This window comes from Vibrio sp. E14 (assembly GCF_020515785.1).
Classification (GTDB): domain Bacteria; phylum Pseudomonadota; class Gammaproteobacteria; order Enterobacterales; family Vibrionaceae; genus Vibrio; species Vibrio diabolicus.
On the sequence record NZ_JAHPJI010000003.1, the window covers coordinates 33,723 to 59,005 of the forward strand.

The following is a 25,283-nucleotide window of genomic DNA, read 5'->3' on the forward strand; positions in this document are numbered from 1 at the left end:
CTAAAGTTCGACCCCGAAGCCGACATTTGGCATCTAAAACACGGGGTCACGCCGGTAAAGGTTCAGTGGTTGAGATTATTGAAAGACGCGACCTTAGCTGCTGAGTTGCGTGAGGGGTTGGCTTCAGCGGCACGGAAACTTTCTATCGCCAGAATCACTCCAGCCAGCAAAGACTGGAGTGAATACCTGTCCCAGAGTAACGAGAAGGTCACTAAGAGCAGCCTCATGGCATATATCGCCTATGTACGGACTAATATGGGTTCTGATGTCAAGTTGTCAGTAATTAGCGGTACTCTGAAATTCCTTCTCCCGTTGAATCGTGAACGATACCAACCTTTAGTTGATCACTTCAAAACAGTGACCTTTCGCAATAGTAACAGAAAAGACTTCCTCAACCCAGAAACTGGTGCGCTCAGTAGCACAGAGGACGGCAACCTTGTAGATGCTCTCCGACAGCATTATCAGGGCTTATTGCAAATAACAAGTGACTCTGATGATTCAGGCCTGACTTATGCCGCATGGTCAGGTTACTTTGGAATTCGCCTACCGCATTTTACGAGCCGACGCTACGATACCCTATCCCAGATGAAATGGAAGGATATAATGAGTATCCATGTACAGGATGGCGATATTACGCTAATTCGGCACGAGGCTCGTTTTCCTAGAGCGAAAACTCAGGATGGAGGTTTTCGTAAACAATGGGAAGGTTACCGCATTGAGCTTGATAAGGAGATAGTTGAGGAACTCACTGAGTTTCGGAACGTAACAGAACGTTGCATACGCCGCATGCTTCGCGAAAACGAGATAAAGCTAAGCGAAAGTGCTTTCGCCTCACTCACTAAGGAATGGCCACTGTTTGGCCGCTCCGATGCATTTTCTGGTTGCCATACCACTATGAAGCCGATGAGATGGCAAGATCGGATGTCATTGTTTAACGCAGCGACGGGGCCAGGTTTACACATGAATGCAAATACATTCGGTTCACAGACCCGGAAAGTGTTTAAAATCATGGATATAAAGAGCGAACGAGTGTCGAAGTTCAGTTACGGCCCTCGTCGTCAACGTCATACGTTGGGGACTTCAATGGCTATTGAAGGACATGAAGACGCAGTGATTGCAAAAGCGTTAGGTGTAATTGACATGTCCACAGTAAGGGCATACAAGGATATGACACCGGAAGCAATGGATGTTATCGACCGCCTTATGAGTCCCATTCTGGGCCCACTCGTCGATGTTGCCATGGGCCGCGTGGTTATAAGACGTGACCAAGCGGATGACCAGGTGACTTCCAATGGCGTCGATGAGATAGGAGCGTGTAAGCATTGCCAACATCAGTGTAAAAGCAAGGAGCTGTCAGCACCATTTGCCTGCTATCCATGTGATCTGTTCCGACCAATCGCGTCTGCAGATCACAGTCTGGTGCTGAATGAAGCAGTACAGCATTACCAACGTGAAGTGAAGCGCGGCGCACGCCCATTTCAACTACGAGGTTGGTCAAGAGTTATCCGTTACATCCAGTTAACTATCGTTGCTTGTCACAAATTCAATCAGGAGTAACCTGATGACTAAAACCATTCACCTTGACAGGTTACAGGTCAATGCAGAGCAGTTCATCGCAGAGATGAAATTAGTCGCCTTTCCCTTTGATTCATTCGGCAAAACATGGACGGATAACAACTGGCCGCACTTGACCTTTTCACGCCATGGGGTTAAACCAAAAGGCATTCAGAACTACACTTCGGATGAGCTATTGCCCCAGCCGATACGAGATTTTACCAAGGCTTGGGCCGTTTGGTGTATAACTCAATATGGCAACAATGCGCCACAATATGCATTGCATGCGGCACCTATAAAATTGATTGAACTAGCGCTTCGAGAGGAAGGTCTGCCGTTAAAAATTAGCAGTTTTACCGAGGCAGTGTATGATCGCTGTCTTAGCTTGATCAAAAATCACCATCATGGCTTGGGGCGGCGAACAACTCAAGATCGCCTAAACAAATTCGTAAAGTGGCTAAATTCACGCACCGGGTCTGAACAATTGATCCCTCGCTACATTATGACACGGCAACCTTATCGTGGTAATACTCCGAACTATGTGGATAACATTGCTGAAGAGCGACGCAAGTCAAAGGTTCCGAGCAGTGACATAATGCTAGCGACTGCCGAAATTTTCTCGACTGTGATGCCATCAATGGCAGAAATGGCTAAGGAAGAAGGTGGCTTAAGACTCGACGGTTTCGAAGAACGCTTCGTTGCTTCATGTTGCGCGATACTCATGGTAGAGCCTGCTCGGTACGGCGATATTTTCTTGCTGGAGCGTGATTGCCTCGTTGAGAAAACGGATAACAAGGGGAAAACTTACGTCGCGCTGCGGTATCGTGGTAGCAAAGGCCATCCAGACTTCCATAAGGTGATACCTGAAACTGCAGTCCCCTTGCTGAAACGTGCCGTTACTTGGTTGCAGCACATAAGTGAACCAGGCTTGATCTTGTCTCGTTTCTATTCCAATCCCAACTCAGCGTTGAAAAATCTTCTTGCTGGAACCGGGTACTCAGAGCCAAAGCATCTTGAACGCTCGAAACCTGTCTCTTTATGGCAACTCGGAGCGATCATCGGTGTTTATGATAGTACGCCCAAAGGTGGAAAACTGAATGACGCCTGGGATTTATGGAGGGCGTCAAACAACAAGAGTCCAGGGAGCCAATACACCGAGATATCCGTCGAAATGGCTGCGGTGGCACTAAATGTGTCGTTATTCACTGCAAAGAAACTTAATTTGCCATCGCCGCTGACATTAAAGTCATTACAGGACTTCTGGGTCAAGCGGCAACAAGATGCCTGGGATGATGGTTACCGCTACCACCTCGGCGCAGAGCATAAAGGTAATGGCAAACGCGTACCACTCTGTTCAGCTCTAATAGTGCCAACCGGTGCAATGACTGGTGCCGGAAAACCCCAGAAAAATTCAAGTTCAAGGACATCTGGGGGAGGCTACGGATCAATGTTGTCGTTATCTTACGTCAATGTGGGGCAGTGGTTTACCCATCGTTTAACAGGCAGTCACTCAAGTAGTTCCATCTTCAGTAAAATGGGTTACCCATTGCACTACTCCTTGAATAGCCATGGGTTTCGTCACTGGCTGAACACCGCCGCTCAAGAACAGGGAATGAGTGATTCGCTGCTTGCGCTTTGGTCTGGTCGAGCCAACAAGAAAACCAATTTTGTTTATGACAACAAAACTGAAGATGGGCGTCACGAACACAGCCTAAGTGTGCTAGGGGACACTGATGAGGCGGTTAACATTATTGTTGTTCCTGCAAATACAACAGAGTTTCGAGAGAAAACTGGGCGTAATGGCTTGACACCCACCTTGGCGCTACCCGACGAGGTTGATGAAAATGGTGAGCCAATCACATCATTTATCTTCAAGACAGCCCATCGTATGCCTACAGGTTACTGCATCCAACCTCTTGAATTAGTTCCTTGCAGGAAGCTAGAAGGACTGGACTGTGTGGGTTGCAATAAAAGCTGTCATGTCAAGGGAGATCTGGACGACCTGCATGTACTGCAAGAGGATCACGCAATACAGGCATACCGACTGCATTCTGTGATTCTGCGCCGGGCAACAGGCGCTCATGTTGATGACAGGTGGCTAAAAACACATGAGCGTCGATACGTAAAACGCGCTGCTCTCTTAGCACTTCTAACCGATGACAACATTGAAGATGGCGCAGTGATCCGCCCACTCAGTGATGAGAATAACCAATACCTTGTAACAAATGCAGCGATGACTCAATCGGTCACGATGGTCCCTCGCCTGCCGGATTTGCGGGAAGAGATAGAAGCTGAAGAACTCGCCACACAGCCGATTCAACAGGTAAATGAGGATGACGAAACTGCTAATGAGTTCTGTCCGGAGACGTTTTTAGCTGAATTAATGGAGTCGCCAGATGGCAGCAAAACTAAACCTAAATAACCAACAGGTATCGGCAATCTGCAAGATCATCGTTACCTGGTCAGACGACGAGAAACTGACTTGGCTACGCTTGACTAAGGAAATCAAAGCCCGAGTATCTCTTAGTGTGACACGGCAGACATTGTGTAAATATTTTTCCATCAAACATGAATACGATCTTAGGAAAGAGTCACAACGTGCAGGTGAACCGGCTGGGCGCAATCCACCAACCTCTGCTACAGAGAGCGATTTACGAAAAGAAATCGCACGATTACAACGAGAAGTCAGTCAGCTAGAACGTAAGAATAATGCTCAGATCGTCGCACTTAATCGTGCCAAAATGAACGCTGCAAAGCATCATCCCCCGATCCTGCCTCATGTTCTCTTTAGAGCTCCTGTTGAAGAAGACCGAGAATAGGAGGCAGTACAAGTCGGGAGTTTCCCCTGGCTTTGTTGCATGATTTTGTGGAACTAAACTGAGAAGTCACAATCTGAACGATTACATTCTTTGCTTTATGTAGCACGTCAAAACCTCGCTACAGTACAACCAAGCTCTGATTAACCATGGTTCTTTCACCTTCTGGATTGATGAAGAAACAATAAGAGAGTGGGATCAAGTTAAACAGAGCAAACGTTGCAGGCCTCGCCACTTCAGCGACTTAGCGATTGCTACAGCAAGGATCTGCTCTATGCCATGCAGGGCGCAACAAGGGCTTATAGGCTCACTATTCGCTCTCGTAAAAATTCCTCTTACTCGTCTTACTATTTTTCAGGGGCTAGTATTTCTGAGCTGCAAATACGGCGATTACCCTTTGTTTAAAAAGCCCAAGTCTTATCTCATCCAAAGTGCAGCTTAGGGTTTGAGAAGAACTCTGGTTTTGAAGATTCTCCCCCCCCCCACCGAACTCGAGTCTCTTCTCTAAGCACCCCTTCATCAAGTGGTTGAGTTCCTGAAGTCTTAGTTGTAGTAGCCACGTCGGTCGTCACAGAATTCAGATGGAGAGGGAAACTGCATGTGATTACCAAGGGAGCCTGACGGGATAAATCCCAAGCGACTTTGTCGTTCACCTTTAATCTAGCCCACAGGCTAGACTTCTTTATTTAATGCCGCTGAGCGTTGTATTCTCAGCGCTCTGGTATTCAGTGCCTCGCGCTTCCAGATATTTCGTATCGTGCAACTGCTGACGGTGATGTTGTACTCCTTCTTTAGCATGGTTCTCAACTGTACTGAGGTTTGATACGGATTGTTTAAGGTCAGCTCGATAATTTTGTGTTCGGTTTCTTCAGGTATGCTGTTTTTGCTGCGGTGCAGCGGTTTGTTAATGCGCTTAAGGCCAAGGGGGCCTTCCTCGGCTAATACCTTTTGATAGTTGTAGATACTTCGGCGCGAGCAACCAGTGAGCCGAGCGGCTTCCGTCGCATTACCCAGGCGGTCGGCAAGCTCGATGACTTCCAACTTGCGCTGGACTTCCACCCCATACTCACTCGCTCTTGGTGGCTCTTCTAACTCGGTAATATGCAGTTTTCGGTGACCAAAATAGGCTGAGAATGCACCATCGAACTGACAGCGTATTTCCAGTTTCTGATTGACGATGGAGTGCCTTATGGGCGAGTCGATGAGATTACATTTTATTGTTATAACTGAAGGTATGATCTCGGCGAACCTTGCGATATTCCTTGTGAACACAGACCGTATCAAGGTTGATGTGTTCAGGTACAACCTTGAATGCCGACCTCGGGTTCTTCGCCTGCACCGCGATTTTCTGTTGCCAGTACAGTGGAATGAATTGGTTTTGAAGATACTCGTTGGCGCTTTGAATATCGGTAATATGGTGCAGCCGAAGCTCTGGAACCAGCCTGTCTTGGAACGTATCGAATGCCCGTTCGACCCGTCCTTTGCCTTGGGGCGAATTCGCAAAGATGATTTCGATCCCTAGCTCTTCACAAGCGCGTTGCATCTGAGAGAAGTTACTGCGTTTTGGACCACCGAATATACCCGCTCTATCGACGTAGAGCATCTTAAACAGACCTCGCTTTTCGATATACGCCTTCATGACTTTCATACAGCCTTCCGTGGTTTCGGAAGGGAAGAACTCGGCATGGATATCACTGGTCGCATCGTCGATGATGGCAATCAAGCATGAGCGATGCTCACCAAACCATTGATGCGGACTGCCGTCCATTTGCAACATCAGTCCAGGCTGCTCCATTCGTTCCCTGTACTTTCTTACTCGGCTACGACGACGCTTGGCTCGCTTCACATGGTGGATAGCGTGCGCCCACTTTCGCAAAGTTTCCCGCTTGATGGTCAAGCCTTCGTTGACCGTGAGCAACTCGGCCAGATGCTGCAAATTGAAATCGAAGTACTTAGTTTGGATCAGTTGCTGAACCTATCTTTTCAGTGAATCAGGGGTTTTATTGACAGGCTCACGACCTTTATTGCCATGGACAACAAAGCGTATGCCTTCACGAGACGGTAGCGGTGGAGGTAACGCTCTATGGTACGACGGGACTTATTGAGGAGTTTGGAAGCACTGTGAATGCTGATCCTACCTTGAGTGACTTTAGCGATCACATCAACAGTAAGCTGGGAGCGAGAGTCCATGATGATCATCCTTACTAACCCCTGAATGGTGAGTTGACCTATTCAAAGGGTTAGGTATAGAAATGGAGCCGTCATTTTCCCTTGGTAATTAGTTCACCGACAAAATCGGTTGGTAGTTAAGGTACGACAGAATCGCTTGGTGATCACATGGAGAGGGAAACTGCAGCTAAAACAGTTATGCCCCTAAGTTTGTTAGAAGCTTAGGTATAGGCCTCTATGCTAACTAATCTCTAGTTAAACAATTTGGCTATAGCATAAAACGAGAAAGGGCTACCAGATGGCAACCCTTTACAAACAGGATAATCATTTTAATTAGTTTTTTTAGTGTTTGATTCGAACTTTTTCAACTTAAACCAGATCTTCTTTCGACCATTATTTCTCAAAGTATTTCCTCCAAAACAACACCACTTTCACCATTGGCAATTCTTTGGAGAAGGCTATTAACTTGTGTTTTTTTATTGATTGAAGTTTCGGTATTTTGAATAGTATTATTTTTATTAATTCTATTCTCATTATTAACTATTTGATTAGACATATTATGCCCCTTAGAAATTTAAAATTAAGGTGCACTGAACATAGGTATTATTTTTAGGATAGAGAATTAAGGGAGATTACAGAGAGAAACTTGCTAGGGATGACGCTGGAAAAATTTCTTTATATTTTATCTTGAAACAACTCTTTGTCAGAGCAACTACCTTGCCACAAACATGACAAGGTAGTTAAAATTCAACTGTAAGACTAAATAGTCGCTACATTTTCTGCTTGAAGACCTTTTGGCCCTTTACCTACAGTAAAAGAAACCTTATCACCTTCAACAAGCTTCTTAAAACCATCGCCTAAAATGCTTCGGAAATGAACAAATAAATCATCGCCATTTTGTTGAGAAATAAAACCGAAACCTTTAGTTTCGTTAAACCACTTTACTGTACCAATTACTTGATTAGACATATTATGCCCCTTATAAATTAAAAATTAAGGTGCACTGAACATAGGTATTATTTTAGGATAGCGAATTAAGGGAGATTACAGAGAGAAACTTGCTAGGAATGACGCTGGAAGACTTTCTTTATACTTTATCTTGAAACAACTCTTTGTCAGAACAAGAAACACTATACAGACTTATTTAATTAAAGATACCTTTATTTTAATTTAGTTAATCCCTACAAGTTTAAAGTTGTAGTAACAATCTAGCCCAGAATCCGTGGATGGAAGAGTATGTCCAAAAACTTCTAAGGCGCATCGTTTTGTATCAGCCCCTTATTAAATATGACTGCCAAACTTAATGTTGACCAACAACATTGAGAGGAGGTCATCATGAGAAAGTTATCTTGTACAAAGTGCAGTGGCATAAAAAGGCAATTTAAGCTTGAAGAAATCTGGCGAATCAGAACCAGGCTTGAGCTTGAAAACGACCTAATGCAACTTGCTCTGCTAAACCTAGCCATTGATAGTAAGTTGAGAGCGAGTGATTTACGAAAACTACACGTATACGATGTCTCTTCGCAAGGAGTGATTTATGAGAGGGTTCAATGCATCCAGCAAAAAACGGGCACTGATGTGCACTATGAAATCACTCCTAGAACTCAGCAGTGTATCAGTCAATGGATCTACTCTGCTTTATCTTATCCCGATTTTTGCTAGAACGGCCGCTCTCTTAGTTTTTTCGAGTCATACTTTTCTACAAGGCTTGTTCCGTTGTAGAAAAATCGCCAAATCTGTCCTTATGCGGACATAAATAACCTATAATAATAGTTAAAGATGTATGCTCTCACATAACTACACGTCGCATAACGCTAGCGATAAAAAGAGCCTAGTAATTAGGGGTTACTGTAGAGCTTGAGATATAGTTAGAAATCATACTAGCTAATAATTTCTGATTATATTAGAAGTTTAAATAGACCGTCCCTATCCTAAGGCAACACTTAGTAACTAATCGTAAACTGCACACAATTTACTCTAGTTGATTAAGCGCTACCTACCTCATTCAATTTTGCATAGGTCAAATTCCTTACCTATAGCCGGAGGGCATGCTCATGCTCCCAAGTAACAATTCTTCAGGAAACCCCTGGGGCGGAGGTCAGCAAGATCCTCCACATTTGAAAAAAGCTTTTCATACTATTCTTCAGCACTTCAAGAAAATTCTTATCGGTGGCGGACCGTCGAGCTTTTTTTCTCCATTTATTATTTTATTTTTAGCTCTCATTTTATGGTCAACATTTTATACCGTTCCAAGTGATTCTGTCGCTGTCATACAACGCTTTGGTAAGTATGTAAATAATGTTCCTGCGGGGCTCCATATCAAGGTTCCACTTGGTATTGACACGGTAAAAATAGTTCCAGTTAAACGTCAGCTGAAACAAGAGTTTGGTTTTACGACGCCAGGAGCTAATGATCCTCACCAAAGTCCCAGAGTGAACGATCGTCGCCAAGAGACACAAATGGTCACTGGTGATTTAAATGCTGCCCTTGTGGAGTGGGTAGTTCAATATCGAATTTCTGAACCTATTAAGTTTTTGTTCGAAGTCCGGGAACCTAGTGAAACGCTTCGATATGTTTCTGAGTCCGTAATGCGTGAAGTTGTCGGGGATAGAACTGTGGATGAAGTGATCACAATAGGCCGACAAGAAATTGAATATGAAGCGCTTTCAAAAATGCAGGCGCTCTCAACGAAATATGCCTTAGGGATAAGCATTGACCAAGTGCAATTGAAAAACATCAACCCTCCTCAACCTGTTCAGGCATCATTTAACGAAGTGAACCAAGCCCAACAGGAAAAAGAAAAGCTTATTAATGAAGCTCGTCGAGATTACAACAAAGTGATCCCTTTAGCTTTAGGAGAAAAAGATCAAAGGATCAGAGAGGCTGATGGTTATCGTTTAAAAAGAGTGAATGAAGCCGAGGGGGATACAGCGCGATTTAATGCACTATTGTTTGAGTACGTTAAAGCTCCAGAAGTGACCAAACGAAGAATCTACTTAGAAACCATGCAAGCTGTATTACCGAATATTCGGGCCAAAATTATCATTGATGAGCGAGCAAACAATATCTTACCTTTACTTAATCTCAATAAGACACAAGGAGATGCACAATGAAACCGAAAAAAATAGGAGTCATAACCGCATTAGTTTTATGTGTCTCTCTTGGTATATACAACGCACTTTACACCGTGAGTGAAGTACAACAGGTCATTATTACTCAGTTTGGGAAGCCAATAGGAGAACCTGTTGTGGATGCCGGGTTAAAGATAAAAATGCCATTCATTCATGAGATTAACACTATAGACAAAAGAGTGTTGGAGTGGGATGGCAACCCTTCCGATATGCCCACAAAAGATAAGCTGTATATTTCAGTTGATTTATTCGCTCGGTGGCGAATAATCGACCCACTTCAATACTTTTTAAGAATCAAAGATGAGCGTAGTGCACAATCTCGTCTTGACGATATTTTGGGAAGTGAGACGCGAAATGCTGTCGCAAAGCATGAACTAATCGAAATAATTCGTACCAACAAAAACAGAAAACCGTTACGAGATGCCTTATTAAGTGACACTGAAGGAGAGTTAAAAATTGGCACCCTTGTTCCTATTAAAAAAGGGCGTCAACTAGTAGAACAAGAAATATTCTCTGCTGCGTCAGAAAAAATAAAGATATTTGGTATTGAATTGCTCGATATTCGCTTCAAACGTATTAATTACAATGAAAGTGTTCGCCCTAAAATTTACGAGCGAATGATTAGTGAGCGTCGGCAAATCGCGGAACGTTTTTTATCCGAAGGGAATGGGGAAGCTGCGAGGATTCGTGGCGACCGCATCAGAGATTTGAATAAAATCCAGTCTGAAGCCTATCGTGAAGTCGAAGAGATTCGCGGACAAGCTGATGCCAAAGCCGCCGAAATTTATTCGTTAGCTTACAATAAAAGCCCTCAAGCGAGAGACCTTTATGAGTTCACGCGAACAATGCAGTCTTACTCAACTATCATTTCAGAAAATACAACGCTTGTTTTATCTACTAACAGTGACATATTCAGGTTTCTCAATAGCATTGAAGGTAACTTAATACCTACAGTTGAAAACAATGAGTAAAAAAATCCCAATAGTACCAACTAATCCGACTCGATTACCAAAAGAGTACATTGATTGGGTTGCTCAACCAGTAAACCGTTTTATACATATTGAATCCGCAGCAGGCATTGTTCTATTTGTTTCAGCAGTACTTGCTGTTTTACTTGCCAATTCAAATCTAAGTGAAGAGCTTGCTCATTTTTGGCAGATTTCGGTAGGGATTACTTTCGGTGATTTAGTCTTTGAGCGTTCTTTACACAAATGGATAAACGATGCTGGAATGACTTTGTTTTTCTTTCTCATTGCCTTAGAACTTAAGCGTGAATTGGTGCTGGGTGAACTTCGTAATCCAAAATTAGCTGTACTTTCCATTGCTGCCGCTCTTGGTGGGATGTTGTTACCTCCTCTTTTCTATTTATTTATCCAATTTGGTGAGCCAGGGCATCATGGTTGGGGGACTGTGATGGCGACGGATACCGCATTTGTAATCGGGTGCCTAGCGCTCTTAGGACGAAGTATTCCGAGTAGCTTACGAATATTCATGTTATCAATGGCCGTAGTCGATGATATTGGCGCAATCTTTGTTGTGGCTATTGGTTATGGTAATGACATTGAATGGCGGCCCGTGGTTTATGCATTGATAGGTTTTATTATTGTTCGAGGTATGAGCTTCTTGGGAGTTCGCAGTATTGTACTCTTCTCTCTTGTTGGAGGAATGATATGGTTGTCGGTCGACATGTCTGGTATACATCCGACAATTACTGGTGTGATTCTAGGCTTATTAACCCCCACAAATAAGTGGGTCAGCAAGCAACACCTCTCCACTATTGTGGACTCAATAGTGGCATCATCTCCTATGAAGCAATGGAGCGGAGATAAGATTGAAGGAGAGACTTTAAGGACAGCTGCGGCGGCGGCCCGTGAAACGCTTTCACCGGTCGAGCGCTTAGAAATGTTACTTCATCCTTGGGTCGGGTTTATCATCTTACCACTATTCGCCTTTGCTAATGCTGGGATTTCACTAACCAGTACGAACGCAACGTCTCCAATTACTTTTGCTGTCTTTTGGGGTTTTGTTTTTGGCAAGCCTATAGGTATTGTGCTGTTCAGTTGGATATCCGTAAGACTCCGGTTAGCCATGCTTCCAGAAAATATGAATTGGGGAATGATTTTGGGGGGTGGGATGTTGGCTGGCATTGGCTTTACGATGGCCTTGTTTATCTCAGAGTTAGCCTATAGCCCTGATCAAATTAATGCAGCAAAACTTGGAATTTTCTCAGCTTCCATCTGTTCAGCTTTACTCGGTCTCACTTTTTTACGGTATTTCTCTGTAAGAGAAAAACAGAACAACATCTGAATCTGAAATGTATAGACAGTCTGCGGTGAAAAACTACCGCAGACTGCTACCCCGTAATCTAAGACGCGAGACTTCACTATGACATTTTAGGAATATTAGCTGTCAGCTGCTTCAGAACATATTGAAGAATACCCCCCGAGTTAAAATACTCCAGTTCCTTAGGGTTATCTATACGAGCAGTAACAGGTATGGTGAGCTCAGCACCTTGCGCTGTTACTACGATAATATTGAGCTCCAATAACGGCTTAATAGGTTCGTGGGGGGCAATAAAAACAGTCTCATTACCCTCTAAAGTCAGTGAATTTAATTCATCTGGTCGCATCAGTTGAAGAGGCAGTATGCCCATACCGACTAAATTACTACGATGAATTCGCTCAAACGATTCCGCGATGACCGCTTTCACATTCAATAACAAACAACCTTTTGCCGCCCAGTCACGACTAGAGCCTGAACCATAGTCTTTGCCAGCAAATATTACCAACGGAACGTTAAGTTCGATTGACCTCCTGCTGGCGTCGTAAATAGGAATGATGGGAGGCGCTTTCTCAGTGGTTGACATGTTACAGTCATCCAGTTTGGTATCGCCGTAACATCGCGTGACACCGCCTATCGTCGGGGAGGCGATTTTGTTTTCCAAACGTACATTTGAAAAAGTCCCACGAACCATGATGTGATGATTTCCTCGGCGTGAACCATAGCTATTAAACTCTTCGGGTGTGATGTTTTTTGAAAGTAGATATTGACCCGCCGGACTATGTTCTGAAATGCGGCCTGCTGGTGAAATATGGTCGGTCGTAATTGAATCCCCCAAAATGGCTAATACACGCGCTGATTCAACAGGAAAAGTCGGCGGTGGTATTTCCAAAAAAGGAGGGCGTTGTATGTAAGTAGAGCCTTCGTCCCAAGGGTAGCAGGGGCTATCTTTCATTGACAATTGTTCCCACTCTTCATCACCTTCAGTAATGTCGCTGTAGCTCAATCTAAAGTGGCTCTCATGGACTTGATTTAGCATTTCATCCAGCATGGCTTGGCTTGGCCACAGATCTTTTAGATAGACGGGCTCGTTGTTACTATTGAGCGCAATTGGGTCTTTTTCTAAGTCAATACAGGTCGTACCCGCTAACGCAAATGCGACGACTAAAGGTGGCGAGGCAAGCCAGTTTAGGCTAACAGAGGGGTGTACTCTACCTTCAAAGTTGCGATTACCTGATAATACCGCCGATACATTCAGGCCGTTTTCCGAGATCTCAGTTTCAAGATTGTTTTTTAATGGGCCAGAGTTACCAATGCATGTTGTGCAACCGTATCCAACTCGATGAAATCCCAATAGGTCGAGGTAGTCTTGCAAACCCGTATCATTGAGATATCGAGCGACAGCTAATGAACCGGGTGCGAGAGAAGTTTTGACGTAGCTAGGAACGGTTAACCCTTTTTTAACTGCTGCCTTAGCCACCAAACCCGCAGTCAGCATAACAGCGGGGTTTGACGTGTTAGTGCACGAGGTGATAGCTGCAATGACGACATCACCATGATGTAAGGGTCTGGATGAGCCTGGCTGGCTTGAGTTTGCGGCACCTTCAATAGCACATTGGTCAAGAGTCGCTTGCTTAATGGCGCTGATATTAAGTCTGTCTTGAGGTCGTTTGGGCCCTGCTATTGAGGTACCGATAGCAGATAAATCGACTACAACATTTTCGTCATACTCTGGTGAAGGGCGGTTTGTATCCCACCATAGCTCTTGCTCTAGAGCGTACGCCCGAACTCTATCAATCAGTGAAGAAGGGCGGTTTGTCAGGGTTAAATAGGCGATCGTATTTTCATCAATTGGGAAAAATCCGCAAGTGGCTCCATACTCTGGTGCCATATTGGCAAGCGTTGCTCGGTCTGCCACAGATAGAGTGCCTAAGCCGTCACCATAGTACTCAACGAACTTACCAACCACGCCATGAGACCTTAATCTTTCTGTGATCGTCAAAACCAAATCGGTCGCAGTCACACCGGGACGCAATTGCCCATCAAGACGTACTCCGACAACTCGTGGGATAGCGATATTTAGTGGCTGACCAAGCATTGCAGCTTCGGCTTCTATGCCTCCCACTCCCCAACCCAACACTCCTAACCCGTTTATCATAGTGGTGTGGCTATCGGTTCCTATTACCGTGTCTGGTGTTAACACTCTTTTTTCGTCTTCGCGCACAACTTGAGATAGATATTCCAGATTAACTTGATGGCATATCCCCTTACCGGGAGGGATCACTGTCAAGTTACGGAAGTTTTTTTGTGCCCATTTTAGAAATGTATAACGCTCTCTATTTCGTGCCATTTCATGTGCGCGATTTGTTTGTATCGAAGATTCTGAACCTGATTGATAAACAATTAACGAATGATCAATGACAAGATCAACCGGACATTTGGGTGTTACATAACTCGGATCTCCGCCTTCTTGAGCTACTGCATCTCTTATTGCGGCTAAATCGACTAAAGCAGGTATCCCAGTATAGTCCTGCATCAGTACTCTACTAGGATAGAAACTTAATTCTGATGAATTACCATTGCTCTCTGAGCCCATAGCCTTATTTTTAAAGAGCAATGCTTCAATAATTTGAGATGACTCTTTTAAATCAGAGGTTTGTCGCATTACATTTTCAATAAGCAGACGTTTAGTTACGGGAATTTTGGACAGGTTTACTTGATAATCTTGGGCAAGTTTTTTTAATGACCAGTATCTATATTCTGTACCTTTTAAATTCAGTGAACTTAGATATGTTTGGCGCCATGTTTTCTCGTTGGTGGGTATCATGATTTGTTTCCTTTCAATGATGGTTGACCTTTATAAAAGGCACCTCCTTGTCATAGACTGTTTTCTGGGACACTTTTATATTTCCCATATCCAAATAGCTTTGATCAGCTGAAAATCTATAACCTGAAAGGATCAGAGTTGAATTTCGAAAAGAAGGAAGAAGTTGGAATGGACTTTTACCATCAAACAATAACTAGACAAAAATGAAGGCAAAGCTTTCGATTGCTATGCCTTCAGCCGTATCTAGATGAGAGCCACGTTTGTTGCGTGCGGTCCTTTCTCACCTGGTTCAACTTCAAAACTTACTTTTTGCCCTTCCAACAGGGTCTTAAATCCATCAGACGAAATCGAACGGAAATGGACAAAAATATCCTTGCCATCACTATCTTTGGTGATAAATCCAAAGCCTTTATTCTCGTTAAACCATTTTACTGATCCAGTTTCTCTGTCAGACATATATACCTCGACTAATCCTATAGGTTAAGGCTCTGGTAACTAGAGCTATTTCATAGTCACTCAAGAGGGCTGTCGCAGAAGTTAAACGAAAAATTTCGAAAATAACTGTGAAAGGAAACTTGTTTTATAATGAAAAAATAACTCAAATTCGCGGAGCTACTTTAAGTATAAGCCTTAAATTGAAAATAGTTAGTTTAGTCTTCGGTCATATTTTAATTAGGTCGTAAGGTTATGATTTTAAAAAATATTAGTAAGTTTCTAATGCGTTAGCTAACAAAAAATGACTTTATGCCGACTGCGAGCAAATAGCCGAAGTTGCAACTAGCTGGTTTTTGCGATACTTACAATGCTAATTTAACTAGTGCTGTTACTCACTTTTGTCTATTTTATGCTGACTTGTGTAGTATCATTGTTTCTTTCATAGCCAACGTGGATGCGGTGCGAAATTCAGTCAATCATCAAAATAGGATTATATGTGAGCAAGTTACCTAAACCGACACAAAAGCAGAAACAACTTGGTCTTAATCCGAAAGGAAAAAGGATTAAGCGGATACCAGAAGAGTTGAAGAGAAAGGATGTCCGCAAACGAATAGAAGATATTGAGGAACAAAAGAAGTGGGATAAGGAATGGGGATTGTGAGTTCAAGAAACCTCTCTGAACTTATCAATACGACACTCCTCATGCATTCTGAAAAACTGAGTAACTTGGAAAGAGACATGCTTGCAGGTTTACTCGACCAACTCTACTGTGAACAGGCTTTGACAGACAAACAAATTAAACTGTGTCAAAGGCTAATACGAAAAACTAATCAAGCCTGTGTATTTATTGATGACACTCCAAACGAACCGTGATTGCTAGGCAATGTCAGTCTTCGATGTTATCAACCCAGCCTTGCTCAAGCGTCAACCGAGTCAGAACTTGATCCATTCAATCTTTGATTTCAATTTGGTCAGTCCCCTCTGGCGCATGATGCTCTGCTGAGCGCTTTGCGTTCGTTAGGTTTTTCATGAAGATAGCTTCGCTATCCATCACGGCGTGTCTCACGTTGAAGTAAGTGACCTGGTAGGTCGGCATAGTATTATTCCTTCTGTGGGGGCGTGAAGATGTGATGCTTTCAATATAGCACTTTTTCATGCTATAGCGTTCTAACTGACTTAGCCTTCTTGATTAAAATTGACTAGTCAAATCACTGATTATCAAGAAATATGAACGCAAAGCCTACTTCTCTACCTTCCAATATGATGATGCGAGTTCGACTCTCGCTGTACGCTCCAAATCCACAAACCAATGCGCACTATGACTGACATTTATCATCGCCCACCATTGTTTAAGCAACATAACGCCGCTCTCGCTATGATGTCCCTCCCAGACATGTCGTGGGTGCTAATGATGCTTAGAGATTATCTATTGAAGAGCACGGTCTTTCAATGGGCAAATATTGAGCATGCATTAAGGGGAATAGTGCAGCCCCCATACTTTTCCTAACACCTAATAGTCTAAATAGAGTAAATTTCCTAACCAACTTTTGTCCAGAGGTGTGCTGAAACCGATCACAGTAAACACACCTTTGCCCCATTCCTTGCCAGTAACGTTCAACCTCACAACTCACAGTGAGGTGGTTTGACCTACTTCTTTCTAATCAGCATAGTGTCTATGAAAGTGGGGTCTTATCAACTTAGCCAACTAGTTCGAATAGGCCGTCTTATTTCTATTTTTTAACCTACCGAAGAAACGTGTTCTCTGTTAGAGTCACCGTCAACTACGCTATTGAATAAAGACACCCACAGATCGCATGTCATTGATGGATTTTTATTCACCCTTAGAGCTCATTTTAGGAATCCCTAGTGACTAACAACGAAATTTTACGTCGTATCCAACACGCATTAAACCTTAAAAACGCGCAGATAATGAAAGCTTTCGGGCAGGCCGAAGTCACTGTGACTCACGATAAAGTGGCAAACTGGTTAAAAGATGAAAGCGACAAATCTTGCGTTAAGATGAAGGATCAAGAGTTAGCGGTATTCTTAAATGGCTTTATTAACCTCAAGCGAGGAAAAAAAGACGGCGAGCAACCTAAGCCAGAAGTCACGTTGACCAACAACATGATTCTCATGAAGCTGCGTATTGCGCTAGACATGAAAGCAGAAGATGTGTTGGACGTATTAGAAGTGGTTGGTATTAGTTTAAGTAAATACGAAATTGGTGCGTATTTCCGCAAGCCAAACAACAAAAACTACAAACAGTGTGAAGACCAACTGCTGTGCGACTTCTTAAATGGTGTGCAGTTTACCAATCGTCCCGATTCTGAAGAGTTTACTGGGTAATTTTTATCTCGAATCGAACGTGGTAATTGATTAAAAAAGCGAGAACCATTTTATTTGGCTACTCGCTTTTATCATGCTAAAGACCGATATTAGAGCTTCACAATCACGTCTACTCTTTGTCTTTCTTCAGCAAATACCTATCAAACCACGCTGAAATCTGGTCGGCTTTTAGAATCCAGACACACACCGCCCCCCTATGACCCTACCAAGATAAACCCAAGCTAAAACCTTAAGCCAGTTAGGGGGCACTATTCTGGTCAAGATGTTCCAGATATCTTGTAGTCGGATAGTGCAAAAAGAATTGCAAAATATAGGCTTGCGCTTGCTGATAAATTAAAAGCATCTATAGATCGTAGGCTATCTGGATTAAATAGTGAAATGCAGGTTCAAAATCTTCGATTCAATAGGAAATATTCATTGCTTGTTGGGGTTTTGATTATAGTTCAGATCTTACTGGCAGCGCTAACGATTGACTGGGGTGGCTTAGAAGAAAGAGTTAATTCTAGCTTTCGTAGGCATGAGGACGTTGGTCTGAAACAAAGCTCAACGGAGACAGACGAACATAACAAACCAATGTTGCCGGCCGCTAACGCGTCACTGAGTAGGGCGTTAGCTATAAAAGGAGGTTTAGATGTTCGAATCAATAGAATCATTTATATCAACCGATTCAGGGAAAGTGGTTATTCCTGCTCTCATTGGTGCTGTGACTGCAATATTAATAATGGTTTTTAAAGATTTCATTCTTTACGAAATTAGAGAGTCGAAGAAGGAAAAGAGAGCTTTAATCGATAAAAAGCTTTCGGTATTGTATGGTCCTCTGTATACGGTAGTAGTTTCTGCAAATCAAACTTTACCAACATTCTTCATGGATCAATCTAACCTTAAAAATTTCGTTGCTCACCAGCATCTGCTTAGTCCTGAGCTTCAGAGTATGATTGATGAATGCCTTGCGCTAGGTAATGGTACTTTTGAAAATCCAACAGCCAAAACGAATGACATCCCTAGAATCATAGAGATAAGTGAAGAATTCAAGCAGCAACTGAAAAAAGAGATGGATATTTTGCGGAAAAATTATAGCTAACACATATGAGCCCGTCTCCGGTCAATAGGCAATAGCATTCTTTTGGCTGCGCCAGCAGCCAATGCTCTCAAACAACAAATTCGTCAACTTCGCTTAGCCTAAACTCAGCTTATCCGAAGTGGCTCGTCACGAACACAATTCCTAACTCGAAAGAGTCCACCAACATTTCAGATCTTTCTGAGGCCTAAATAGATGTAATTTAATTACACCTAAACCCTCTTGGTAGCGAAAATATTCTACCTTTTTTTGATTCAATCTGGTCGATTATTGAGCAATTGTGGGTCCATGTCACTGTTCATTTACAATTAATGGATTTTTGTAAAGCACCATTAATACATAAGATGCTGTTTAAATTTACGTTTTAACTAATTAATATCATGAAGATCTACAAAAGGTAGCCATAAATTGATGAAGCGTACAAGTTTTTCTATCACACGGCGGTAGAAAACAACTATCCACTCAACCGCTTTCAGAATATTCGTGCTCTAGCTGATGACTCTTACACCGCTCACCCAACCATTAATAACGATACGCTTCACCTTATGGGCTGGTTAGATGTTGCTGCAGAACCTGTCATTGTGAGCGTGCCTGATATGGATGAAGGCCGTTACTGGATCTTGCACACAATGGACATGGGCCACTACACCAACGCAGCGTTCAGTTCTCGTACTCGCGGCACAAAAGGCGGCCAGTTCATGTTTGCAGCACAAGATTGGCAAGGTGAAGTGCCAGCGTCTGTCGACGAAGTGGTTCGCGTAGACAGCAATCTTGTGAAGCTGATGGGTCGCATCATGGCAGTGAATGACGAAGACGCAAAAGTCGCGCTTAACTACATGGACCAATGGAACATTCGTACCCTATCGGAATATTTAGGTAAGAACGGGCCAAAACCAGTACAAAGAACGTATCCAGATCCAAAAAATTCAACATGGCTTGAACGCGTGAACTTCGTGCTATGTGATGGCTCGATGGGCAATGCAGACAAACAGTGGTTGGACAAATACCAATCTATCGGCGTTGAACCATGCAAAACTGACTTCACACCTGAGCAGCTAAAACTGGCAAAAGTTGGTGAGAAGAAAGGCATGGAACACCTCGTCGAACTTGCACCTAAAATGACAGATGCTCGTACGTTGCTTGGTACACGCGATACCTTGGGTGATGCGCCACGCGATATTTTTGCAGAAGGTACTTACCTTGGTCAGTGGGGTTTACCACCTATCGAAGCGTCTTACCGTAAATCAGATTTCGACAGCACTGGTCAAAAACTGGATGGTTCGAAGCATGATTACGTGATGCGCTTTAAAGCGCCGAACGTCAGCGAATTCTGGTCTGTTACTATTTACGGCAACGACAACCGTTTGATGGCGAAAAACGACCTAAACCGTCACAGCCGTGGCGACCGAACCATGAAAGCGGACAAAGACGGTTACTACACCATTTACATGAGTGCGAACGAGAAAGGCCGAGCAGACGATCCAAACTTCTTGCCAGTACCTGAAAAACCGTTCTACGCCATCATGCGTTTTTACGGCGCAGACGATGCAATCCAAAGTGGTGAGTATCAAATGCCTGAAATCAAAGTAGTTAAATAATTCGTTTTAACGAACCACTACTCTGTCGCCTCCTTAGCTCGTAAGTGCGTTAAGGAGGCTTATTTCAAGGTGGGTGCCTAGGGCGAACATCTAGCCCAAAAATCAAAGAGACGCCCACTGAATCTAGTGATTATTTTTATTTAGGTATCGTATGGATTTTAATCTAATCCAAACCTTTTTAATTGTTGCTGAATATCAATCTTACTCTCGCGCCGCAGAGCACCTAGGGCTAACTCAGCCAGCGATTAGCGCATCCATGAAGCGTTTGGAAAAAGAAACCAACAAATCGTTATTTGTGAAGGATGGGCGACAAATCAAACTCACTTCTGTAGCGCATCAGTTGCTACCTAAATTTCATCAGGCGTTTGCGATGATCAATGATGCCATTTCCGATCAAAGCACTTTCCGCCTGAGCTGTAACGAAGCGCTGCTCCACCGCATCACACCAACCAACACGATCAGCATTTGCGCCGATACGGATTTACCTTCGTTATTGAACGATCTACGACTTAAACAGATCGATTTGATTATTAGCCCAACGACCATTCATGACCCATCATTTATCAGTGAGTCAATTTTTGAAGAGCCAATGGTGGTGATTTGTCGTCAAGATCACCCACGTATCGCAGGAAAAATCGAACAAGAACAGTTTTATTCTGAAAAGCACTGTCGGTTTGTCCGGAGACGAAGACTTCCCAGTTAGCAACACCGAAATTCACCAGCCAGGGCTGCAAGAGCGTGATGTGGAAATGATGACAACATCGCTCTCTGGCATGATGCTTTATGTGGCGAAACACGATTGCTTAGGCGTGCTTCCCCTGTCTTTGGCGCAGAAATGGCAATCGGCTTTGAATCTGCAAGTCATTCAAACTCCAATGTTTTCCGAGCCAGTCAGCTATAAGCTGATTTTCCATAAACGAGATGAATCCAGCACTTCCCATCAATGTTTGCGAGCTTGGGCGCGTGACCAATTTGCTACAGGCCTAAACGCCTGACTCGGTCGCACATCAAGGCGTTTCGCCAAAAACTCTTTCTCTCTTCTTAAACGCACTCTTTATGACTAAATGCGCATATGTTAAAAATGGCTTAACGATCAATATGGACGTTCAGGTCGTATACTTTTCCATAACCGCACAAAAGGAGTGAAGCATGCCCACCAACAACCCAATCGCAATCCAAGCCCTTGATCATGTCGTGTTAAGAACGTGCAACCTCGACGCCATGTTGCATTTCTATCGAGATATTTTGGGCTGCCCTGTCGAGCGCGAAGTAATGGAGCTTGGTTTAACCCAGCTCAGGGCTGGTAACGCATTGATTGATGTGGTGACGGTGGACAGCGAGTTAGGGCAACTTGGCGGAAAGCCACCAGTTCAAAATGGTCGTAATATTGACCATTTTTGCCTGCAACTAGCGCCTTTTTCCGAAAATGAAATACTGGAATATCTGCGTTCGAACGGCATTGAAACCGAAGAGTTTGCGAAGCGGTATGGCGCACAAGGGTTCGGTAGATCACTCTATATACATGATCCGGAAGGAAATGTCGTCGAGTTAAAACCTCAAGTGATTGATGAGTAAGCTACACTTAACTGTGTTACTGACCATTTGTTTCTCATCATTGTAGAAGGCTCAAAAAAATGAACGCGATCTCGTTAGTCCAAGGCGACATTACCACCGCACATGTCGATGCCATCGTGAATGCAGCAAACCCGAGAATGCTCGGCGGAGGTGGCGTCGATGGTGCCATTCATCGCGCAGCAGGGCCTGCGCTTATCAATGCGTGTTATGCCGTTGATGATGTCGACGGTATTCGATGCCCGTTTGGTGACGCACGCATTACTGAGGCTGGCAATTTAAACGCGCGTTACGTCATTCATGCCGTTGGCCCGATTTACGATAAATTCGCCGATCCAAAAGCGGTGTTGGAATCTGCATATCAACGTTCGCTGGATCTCGCGCTCGACAAGCATTGCCAAAGTGTGGCACTGCCTGCGATTTCTTGCGGAGTGTATGGTTACCCGCCCCAAGAAGCAGCAGAAGTCGCGATGGCCGTTTGCCAAAGACCGGAATACGCGGCACTCGACATGCGCTTTTACTTGTTTAGTGAAGAGATGCTTTCGATTTGGCAACGCGCCCTGACCCAGCACTAAAATCTGTGTGACAAGAGACATAAAAAAACCGGACTGCCAATACAGTCCGGTTTGTCTTATTTATCACTGAATTATCGTTCGTTAAGCGCTACGAATACTAGGGGGGTCATCCAAAGCGCCTAATGTGTGCGATCTAGTTTTTGAAGAATCCGTTGTACATCATGTACAAATGCGCCGCAGACCAAGAGAAGTTCGACGCACCTTGTACCGCGCCCGTCTCTGGGTTGTAGTTTTCACGGATTGGCATGTCACCCGTCATACCTTCTGCGTTGTTAAACAGCTCATTCGCCATCGCAATCGCTTCTTCTTTGTAGCCGTAGTTTTCCATCGCACGGAAGCCAAAGTACACTTGGTCTAGCCACACGCGACCACGCCAGTACACATCTTTACCGTAAGCAGGGTTAGTTTGCGATGCGGTCGGCAAAGGCACACCCGTTCCTTGGAATTTATCTGGCGTGTTGAACTCGTCTTGATCTCGCATCACCGCGATCACTTTATCGGCATGCTCTTGCGTTGCTGCACCATTAAACAGCGGCGACCAACCTTCAGGGCCACGTCCACGCTCTACAATCGGCAAACCCGCACAGCCATTTGCAAGAGGTGCAGGAGTAGTGCCGTCTTCAGCCACATTTAAGTGAATGTCGTAGAAGAATCCTGTGCTTTCATCAAACATACATTGGTTAATGTAAGTCTTGATTTTTTCTGCGCCGTTAAGGAATTCTTGCGCACGATCTTTACCTTCTACGCCATCGGACACCAACTTCGCCATTTCCGCTAAGTATTTGTTGTCTGAGTACATGTAAGAGGCTTGATCCACCGATTCTTGCAGCATAGAGAAGCCAAGCAGCTCGCCGTCCGCAGCATTATTGTTGGTGCGATTTTCTGCAAAACGAACTTCCCAATCTTTCTTCGCAAGATCGAGTTTCGCTAAGTTTTCCGCTGACGTATTGCTGTACACCCACTCTTCGCCTTCCAGCTTGATGCTGTTATCAAAGCCGTACGCACTTGCCGCGTAGCGACCAAGTTGATCCACATTTTTGTCTGGATTGCTGATGTCTTCAGCTTGCGAATTCATGTTGTGGATGTTGTAGATAAAGCCAAAACGAGCCGCGTTATCCATGCCCGATTCCCAGCCCGCCGCTTCTTGTGCGCCGACGTGAATCGTCATGTAATCCACTTCATCGAGAATCTTATTGTAAGACGCCATGCCTTTTACTTTATAAGAATTGCCGTTTTGCTCGATGATGTCTTCTGCCGGAATAATGGTCGTGAAGTTAGGATCGCGCGTTTCTACCCAAACGTACATCACGCCTTCTTCCGTGTTGTGTGCTGGGTCCACTGCCGCGCCGTATTCAGGCACACCATTTTGGTTGTGGTCGCGGTTTGATAGCCACCAATCGTGGTATGCCACCAACTTCGGATACATTTCATCAATGAATTTTTGCGCGTCTTCTGGGCGATCAAACTGGTTCACGAGAGCGTGATACACCTCCATCACAGACCATGCCGCCAACGATGGTTTCGTATTGCGTTCGTTCCAGTTTTCAGAGCCAGCACCACCACGACTAACAGGTTTGGTGTACGTCAACACATCCAGCAAATAGCCTTTGTCTTGCGGACGAATCTTGTCATCAGCTTGAACTTGTTCTTGGAATACCGTGCGAATGTTGTCCATCGCAACATCTGGGTTGAAATGCGCCATCGCGTACGCTTGTTTCCACGAATCCCACGGCCACGTTAAGTTACCAGAGAACCAACGCGCAGTGACCGATGGCGTGACTGTCGCTTGTTCAATATCGCCCGCCGCAGAGCGCCAGTTACCGTTTAGGGTTTCCATCGCTTTTACGGCCACACGAGCTTGGTCTGCTGTCGCTTCTTTGTTAATGAGACCATTCGCTAAATAGCCGTCCCAACGCGCTTTCGACGCTTCCATGTATTGAGTTGGATTCGCTAATACATCTTGCAATTTCAACGATTCTGACTGCACTTCTTTCGCATTGTGCAGGTTAGAATACGCCGTATAAACCACCGATGTTTGCTCAGCTGGTAGGCTCATCTCCGCGGTAGAACTGAATGAGGTTTCGTTGGTGAACGTCTTCGTCGGTAGAGAACGAGTAATGCGGAACTCGGCATCGCGATCATTACGGATCGCCCAGTTGTCTTTCATCTCGCTAAAGTTAATTTTAATGCCGCTCTCGATGGTCGAAATCTGGCGCTTGTAATCTGGGTAGTACTGCGCAACGGTTTGGTCTTTGCGCGTCGACAGCGCGTATTTCACCAACTCGCCGTCCCACTCCAACGCCAAGTTCATATCACGATCAGTTTTGTTAGTGATGAGCGTTTCCACCAGCGAAGAGCGATCAGTGACGAAGCGCAGCACCATTTGCACGTGAATATCCTCCAAGTCCAACACCTGCACTAACGCACCTGGAATGGAATAGACTTTCGCTTCTGCGTTCGATAAGTCGTAAGTTTGGCCACTCACTTTGTCGGTCAACGTGAGCTTGTCGAACGTTTGGCCAGACATAAAATGCGCGTACTCTTGCGTCACTTGCATAATACCGCCGAAAGCGCCATAACCCGCCGCATCTTCAGGTAGCAAATGGCCATGCCACGCGCCGTTATCCGTCAACGCGTTGTACTTCAGGTTCGAATAACTGTCGTAATCACGCAGGTAAGTTGGATTACCAGTACGATCAATCACGTTAGTAAATTCCGAAGTTGGCGCCTGTGGTAAACGGATTTCAGTTTTATCATTGGAACCACATCCAACAAGCGAAATAGTAGCCCCGATCAGAATGGCAAGTGTGCTCTTTTTAAACATACTTTTTCCCTATTATTTACGTTATTTTTATATTCTCATTTATATAAATGAGTGTTTTTAGTGTGCAGAAGCCCGGCT

General features: G+C 44.2%; 18 protein-coding genes and 5 pseudogenes. 16 read left to right on the forward strand and 7 right to left on the reverse strand.

The window, feature by feature from the left end; translation table 11 throughout:
* Nucleotides 1–69 precede the first annotated feature (69 nt).
* From LIX84_RS09665 to LIX84_RS09680, 4 genes and pseudogenes are all read left to right on the forward strand, one after another.
* Nucleotides 70–1,557, forward strand: coding sequence for a hypothetical protein (locus tag LIX84_RS09665; RefSeq protein WP_226421174.1), 1,488 nt, complete (start codon nt 70–72; stop codon nt 1,555–1,557).
* Nucleotides 1,558–1,561: 4 nt separating this feature from the next.
* Nucleotides 1,562–3,976: a hypothetical protein gene (locus tag LIX84_RS09670; RefSeq protein ID WP_226421175.1), complete on the forward strand. Its 2,415-nt coding sequence runs from the start codon at nt 1,562–1,564 to the stop codon at nt 3,974–3,976.
* Nucleotides 3,951–4,373 (forward strand): hypothetical protein, encoded by a 423-nt coding sequence (locus tag LIX84_RS09675; protein WP_069546419.1) that lies wholly within the window; start codon nt 3,951–3,953, stop codon nt 4,371–4,373. Before LIX84_RS09670 ends, LIX84_RS09675 begins: the two co-directional genes overlap by 26 nt.
* 136 nt (nt 4,374–4,509) lie before the next feature.
* Nucleotides 4,510–4,707, forward strand: a pseudogene (locus tag LIX84_RS09680) (transposase); the annotation flags it as partial.
* Between the two features lie 335 nt (nt 4,708–5,042).
* On the opposite strand, the pseudogene LIX84_RS09685 reads toward LIX84_RS09680, so the two are convergent.
* The 3 genes and pseudogenes from LIX84_RS09685 to LIX84_RS09695 all read right to left on the reverse strand — a co-directional run bounded on the left by LIX84_RS09685 (nt 5,043) and on the right by LIX84_RS09695 (nt 7,508).
* Nucleotides 5,043–6,569, reverse strand: a pseudogene (locus LIX84_RS09685) (ISNCY family transposase).
* Between the two features lie 370 nt (nt 6,570–6,939).
* Nucleotides 6,940–7,095, reverse strand: coding sequence for a hypothetical protein (locus LIX84_RS09690; RefSeq protein WP_167394233.1), 156 nt, complete (start codon nt 7,093–7,095; stop codon nt 6,940–6,942).
* A 203-nt stretch (nt 7,096–7,298) separates the two neighbouring features.
* Complete coding sequence (locus tag LIX84_RS09695) at nt 7,299–7,508, reverse strand: cold-shock protein (RefSeq protein WP_069543965.1); 210 nt, start codon at nt 7,506–7,508, stop codon at nt 7,299–7,301.
* A 366-nt stretch (nt 7,509–7,874) separates the two neighbouring features.
* On the opposite strand from LIX84_RS09695, the pseudogene LIX84_RS09700 reads away from it, so the two are divergent.
* From LIX84_RS09700 to nhaA, 4 genes and pseudogenes are all read left to right on the forward strand, one after another.
* Nucleotides 7,875–8,177 (forward strand): annotated as a pseudogene (locus LIX84_RS09700) (integrase); the annotation flags it as partial.
* A gap of 416 nt (nt 8,178–8,593) precedes the next feature.
* Complete coding sequence (hflK, locus tag LIX84_RS09705) at nt 8,594–9,652, forward strand: FtsH protease activity modulator HflK (protein WP_024703480.1); 1,059 nt, start codon at nt 8,594–8,596, stop codon at nt 9,650–9,652.
* Complete coding sequence (gene hflC, locus LIX84_RS09710) at nt 9,649–10,641, forward strand: protease modulator HflC (protein WP_047009879.1); 993 nt, start codon at nt 9,649–9,651, stop codon at nt 10,639–10,641. The genes hflK and hflC overlap by 4 nt, the downstream gene beginning before the upstream one ends.
* On the forward strand, nt 10,634–11,977 hold the full coding sequence (gene nhaA / locus LIX84_RS09715) for a Na+/H+ antiporter NhaA (RefSeq protein WP_226421176.1): 1,344 nt from the start codon (nt 10,634–10,636) through the stop codon (nt 11,975–11,977). The genes hflC and nhaA overlap by 8 nt, the downstream gene beginning before the upstream one ends.
* A 76-nt stretch (nt 11,978–12,053) precedes the next feature.
* Here the strand turns inward: nhaA and acnA are convergent, their stop codons facing one another.
* Nucleotides 12,054–14,777 carry an aconitate hydratase AcnA gene (acnA, locus tag LIX84_RS09720; protein ID WP_031815845.1) on the reverse strand — a complete coding sequence of 908 codons (2,724 nt, stop codon included), beginning with the start codon at nt 14,775–14,777 and terminating at the stop codon, nt 12,054–12,056.
* A gap of 243 nt (nt 14,778–15,020) precedes the next feature.
* Entirely contained in the window at nt 15,021–15,233 is a 213-nt protein-coding gene (locus tag LIX84_RS09725) for a cold-shock protein (protein ID WP_005378997.1), read from the reverse strand.
* A gap of 475 nt (nt 15,234–15,708) precedes the next feature.
* Here LIX84_RS09725 and LIX84_RS09730 point away from each other — a divergent pair, with 475 nt between their 5' ends.
* Nucleotides 15,709–15,873 (forward strand): hypothetical protein, encoded by a 165-nt coding sequence (locus tag LIX84_RS09730; RefSeq protein ID WP_165603430.1) that lies wholly within the window; start codon nt 15,709–15,711, stop codon nt 15,871–15,873.
* A gap of 225 nt (nt 15,874–16,098) precedes the next feature.
* On the opposite strand, the pseudogene LIX84_RS09735 reads toward LIX84_RS09730, so the two are convergent.
* Nucleotides 16,099–16,308, reverse strand: a pseudogene (locus LIX84_RS09735) (hypothetical protein).
* 770 nt (nt 16,309–17,078) lie between these two features.
* Between LIX84_RS09735 and LIX84_RS09740 the strand changes: the two are divergent.
* From LIX84_RS09740 to LIX84_RS09770, 7 genes and pseudogenes are all read left to right on the forward strand, one after another.
* A complete protein-coding gene (locus LIX84_RS09740; RefSeq protein WP_226421177.1) occupies nt 17,079–17,558 on the forward strand; it encodes a DUF1456 family protein in 480 nt (159 codons plus the stop codon).
* 631 nt (nt 17,559–18,189) lie between these two features.
* A complete protein-coding gene (locus LIX84_RS09745) occupies nt 18,190–18,639 on the forward strand; it encodes a hypothetical protein (RefSeq protein WP_226421178.1) in 450 nt (149 codons plus the stop codon).
* A gap of 404 nt (nt 18,640–19,043) precedes the next feature.
* A pseudogene (locus LIX84_RS09750) lies at nt 19,044–20,234 on the forward strand (DUF1254 domain-containing protein); the annotation flags it as partial.
* 151 nt (nt 20,235–20,385) lie between these two features.
* Nucleotides 20,386–20,937, forward strand: a complete 552-nt coding sequence (locus LIX84_RS09755) for a LysR family transcriptional regulator (RefSeq protein ID WP_226421179.1) — start codon at nt 20,386–20,388, stop codon at nt 20,935–20,937.
* Nucleotides 20,909–21,229 carry a hypothetical protein gene (locus LIX84_RS09760; RefSeq protein WP_226421180.1) on the forward strand — a complete coding sequence of 107 codons (321 nt, stop codon included), beginning with the start codon at nt 20,909–20,911 and terminating at the stop codon, nt 21,227–21,229. Before LIX84_RS09755 ends, LIX84_RS09760 begins: the two co-directional genes overlap by 29 nt.
* A 154-nt stretch (nt 21,230–21,383) precedes the next feature.
* Nucleotides 21,384–21,809, forward strand: a complete 426-nt coding sequence (locus LIX84_RS09765; protein ID WP_005391937.1) for a VOC family protein — start codon at nt 21,384–21,386, stop codon at nt 21,807–21,809.
* A 59-nt stretch (nt 21,810–21,868) separates the two neighbouring features.
* A complete protein-coding gene (locus LIX84_RS09770; RefSeq protein WP_046875590.1) occupies nt 21,869–22,381 on the forward strand; it encodes an O-acetyl-ADP-ribose deacetylase in 513 nt (170 codons plus the stop codon).
* A 133-nt stretch (nt 22,382–22,514) separates the two neighbouring features.
* On the opposite strand, the gene ygjK is transcribed toward LIX84_RS09770, so the two are convergent.
* A complete protein-coding gene (gene ygjK, locus LIX84_RS09775) occupies nt 22,515–25,205 on the reverse strand; it encodes an alpha-glucosidase (RefSeq protein WP_226421181.1) in 2,691 nt (896 codons plus the stop codon).
* Nucleotides 25,206–25,283: the final 78 nt, after the last annotated feature.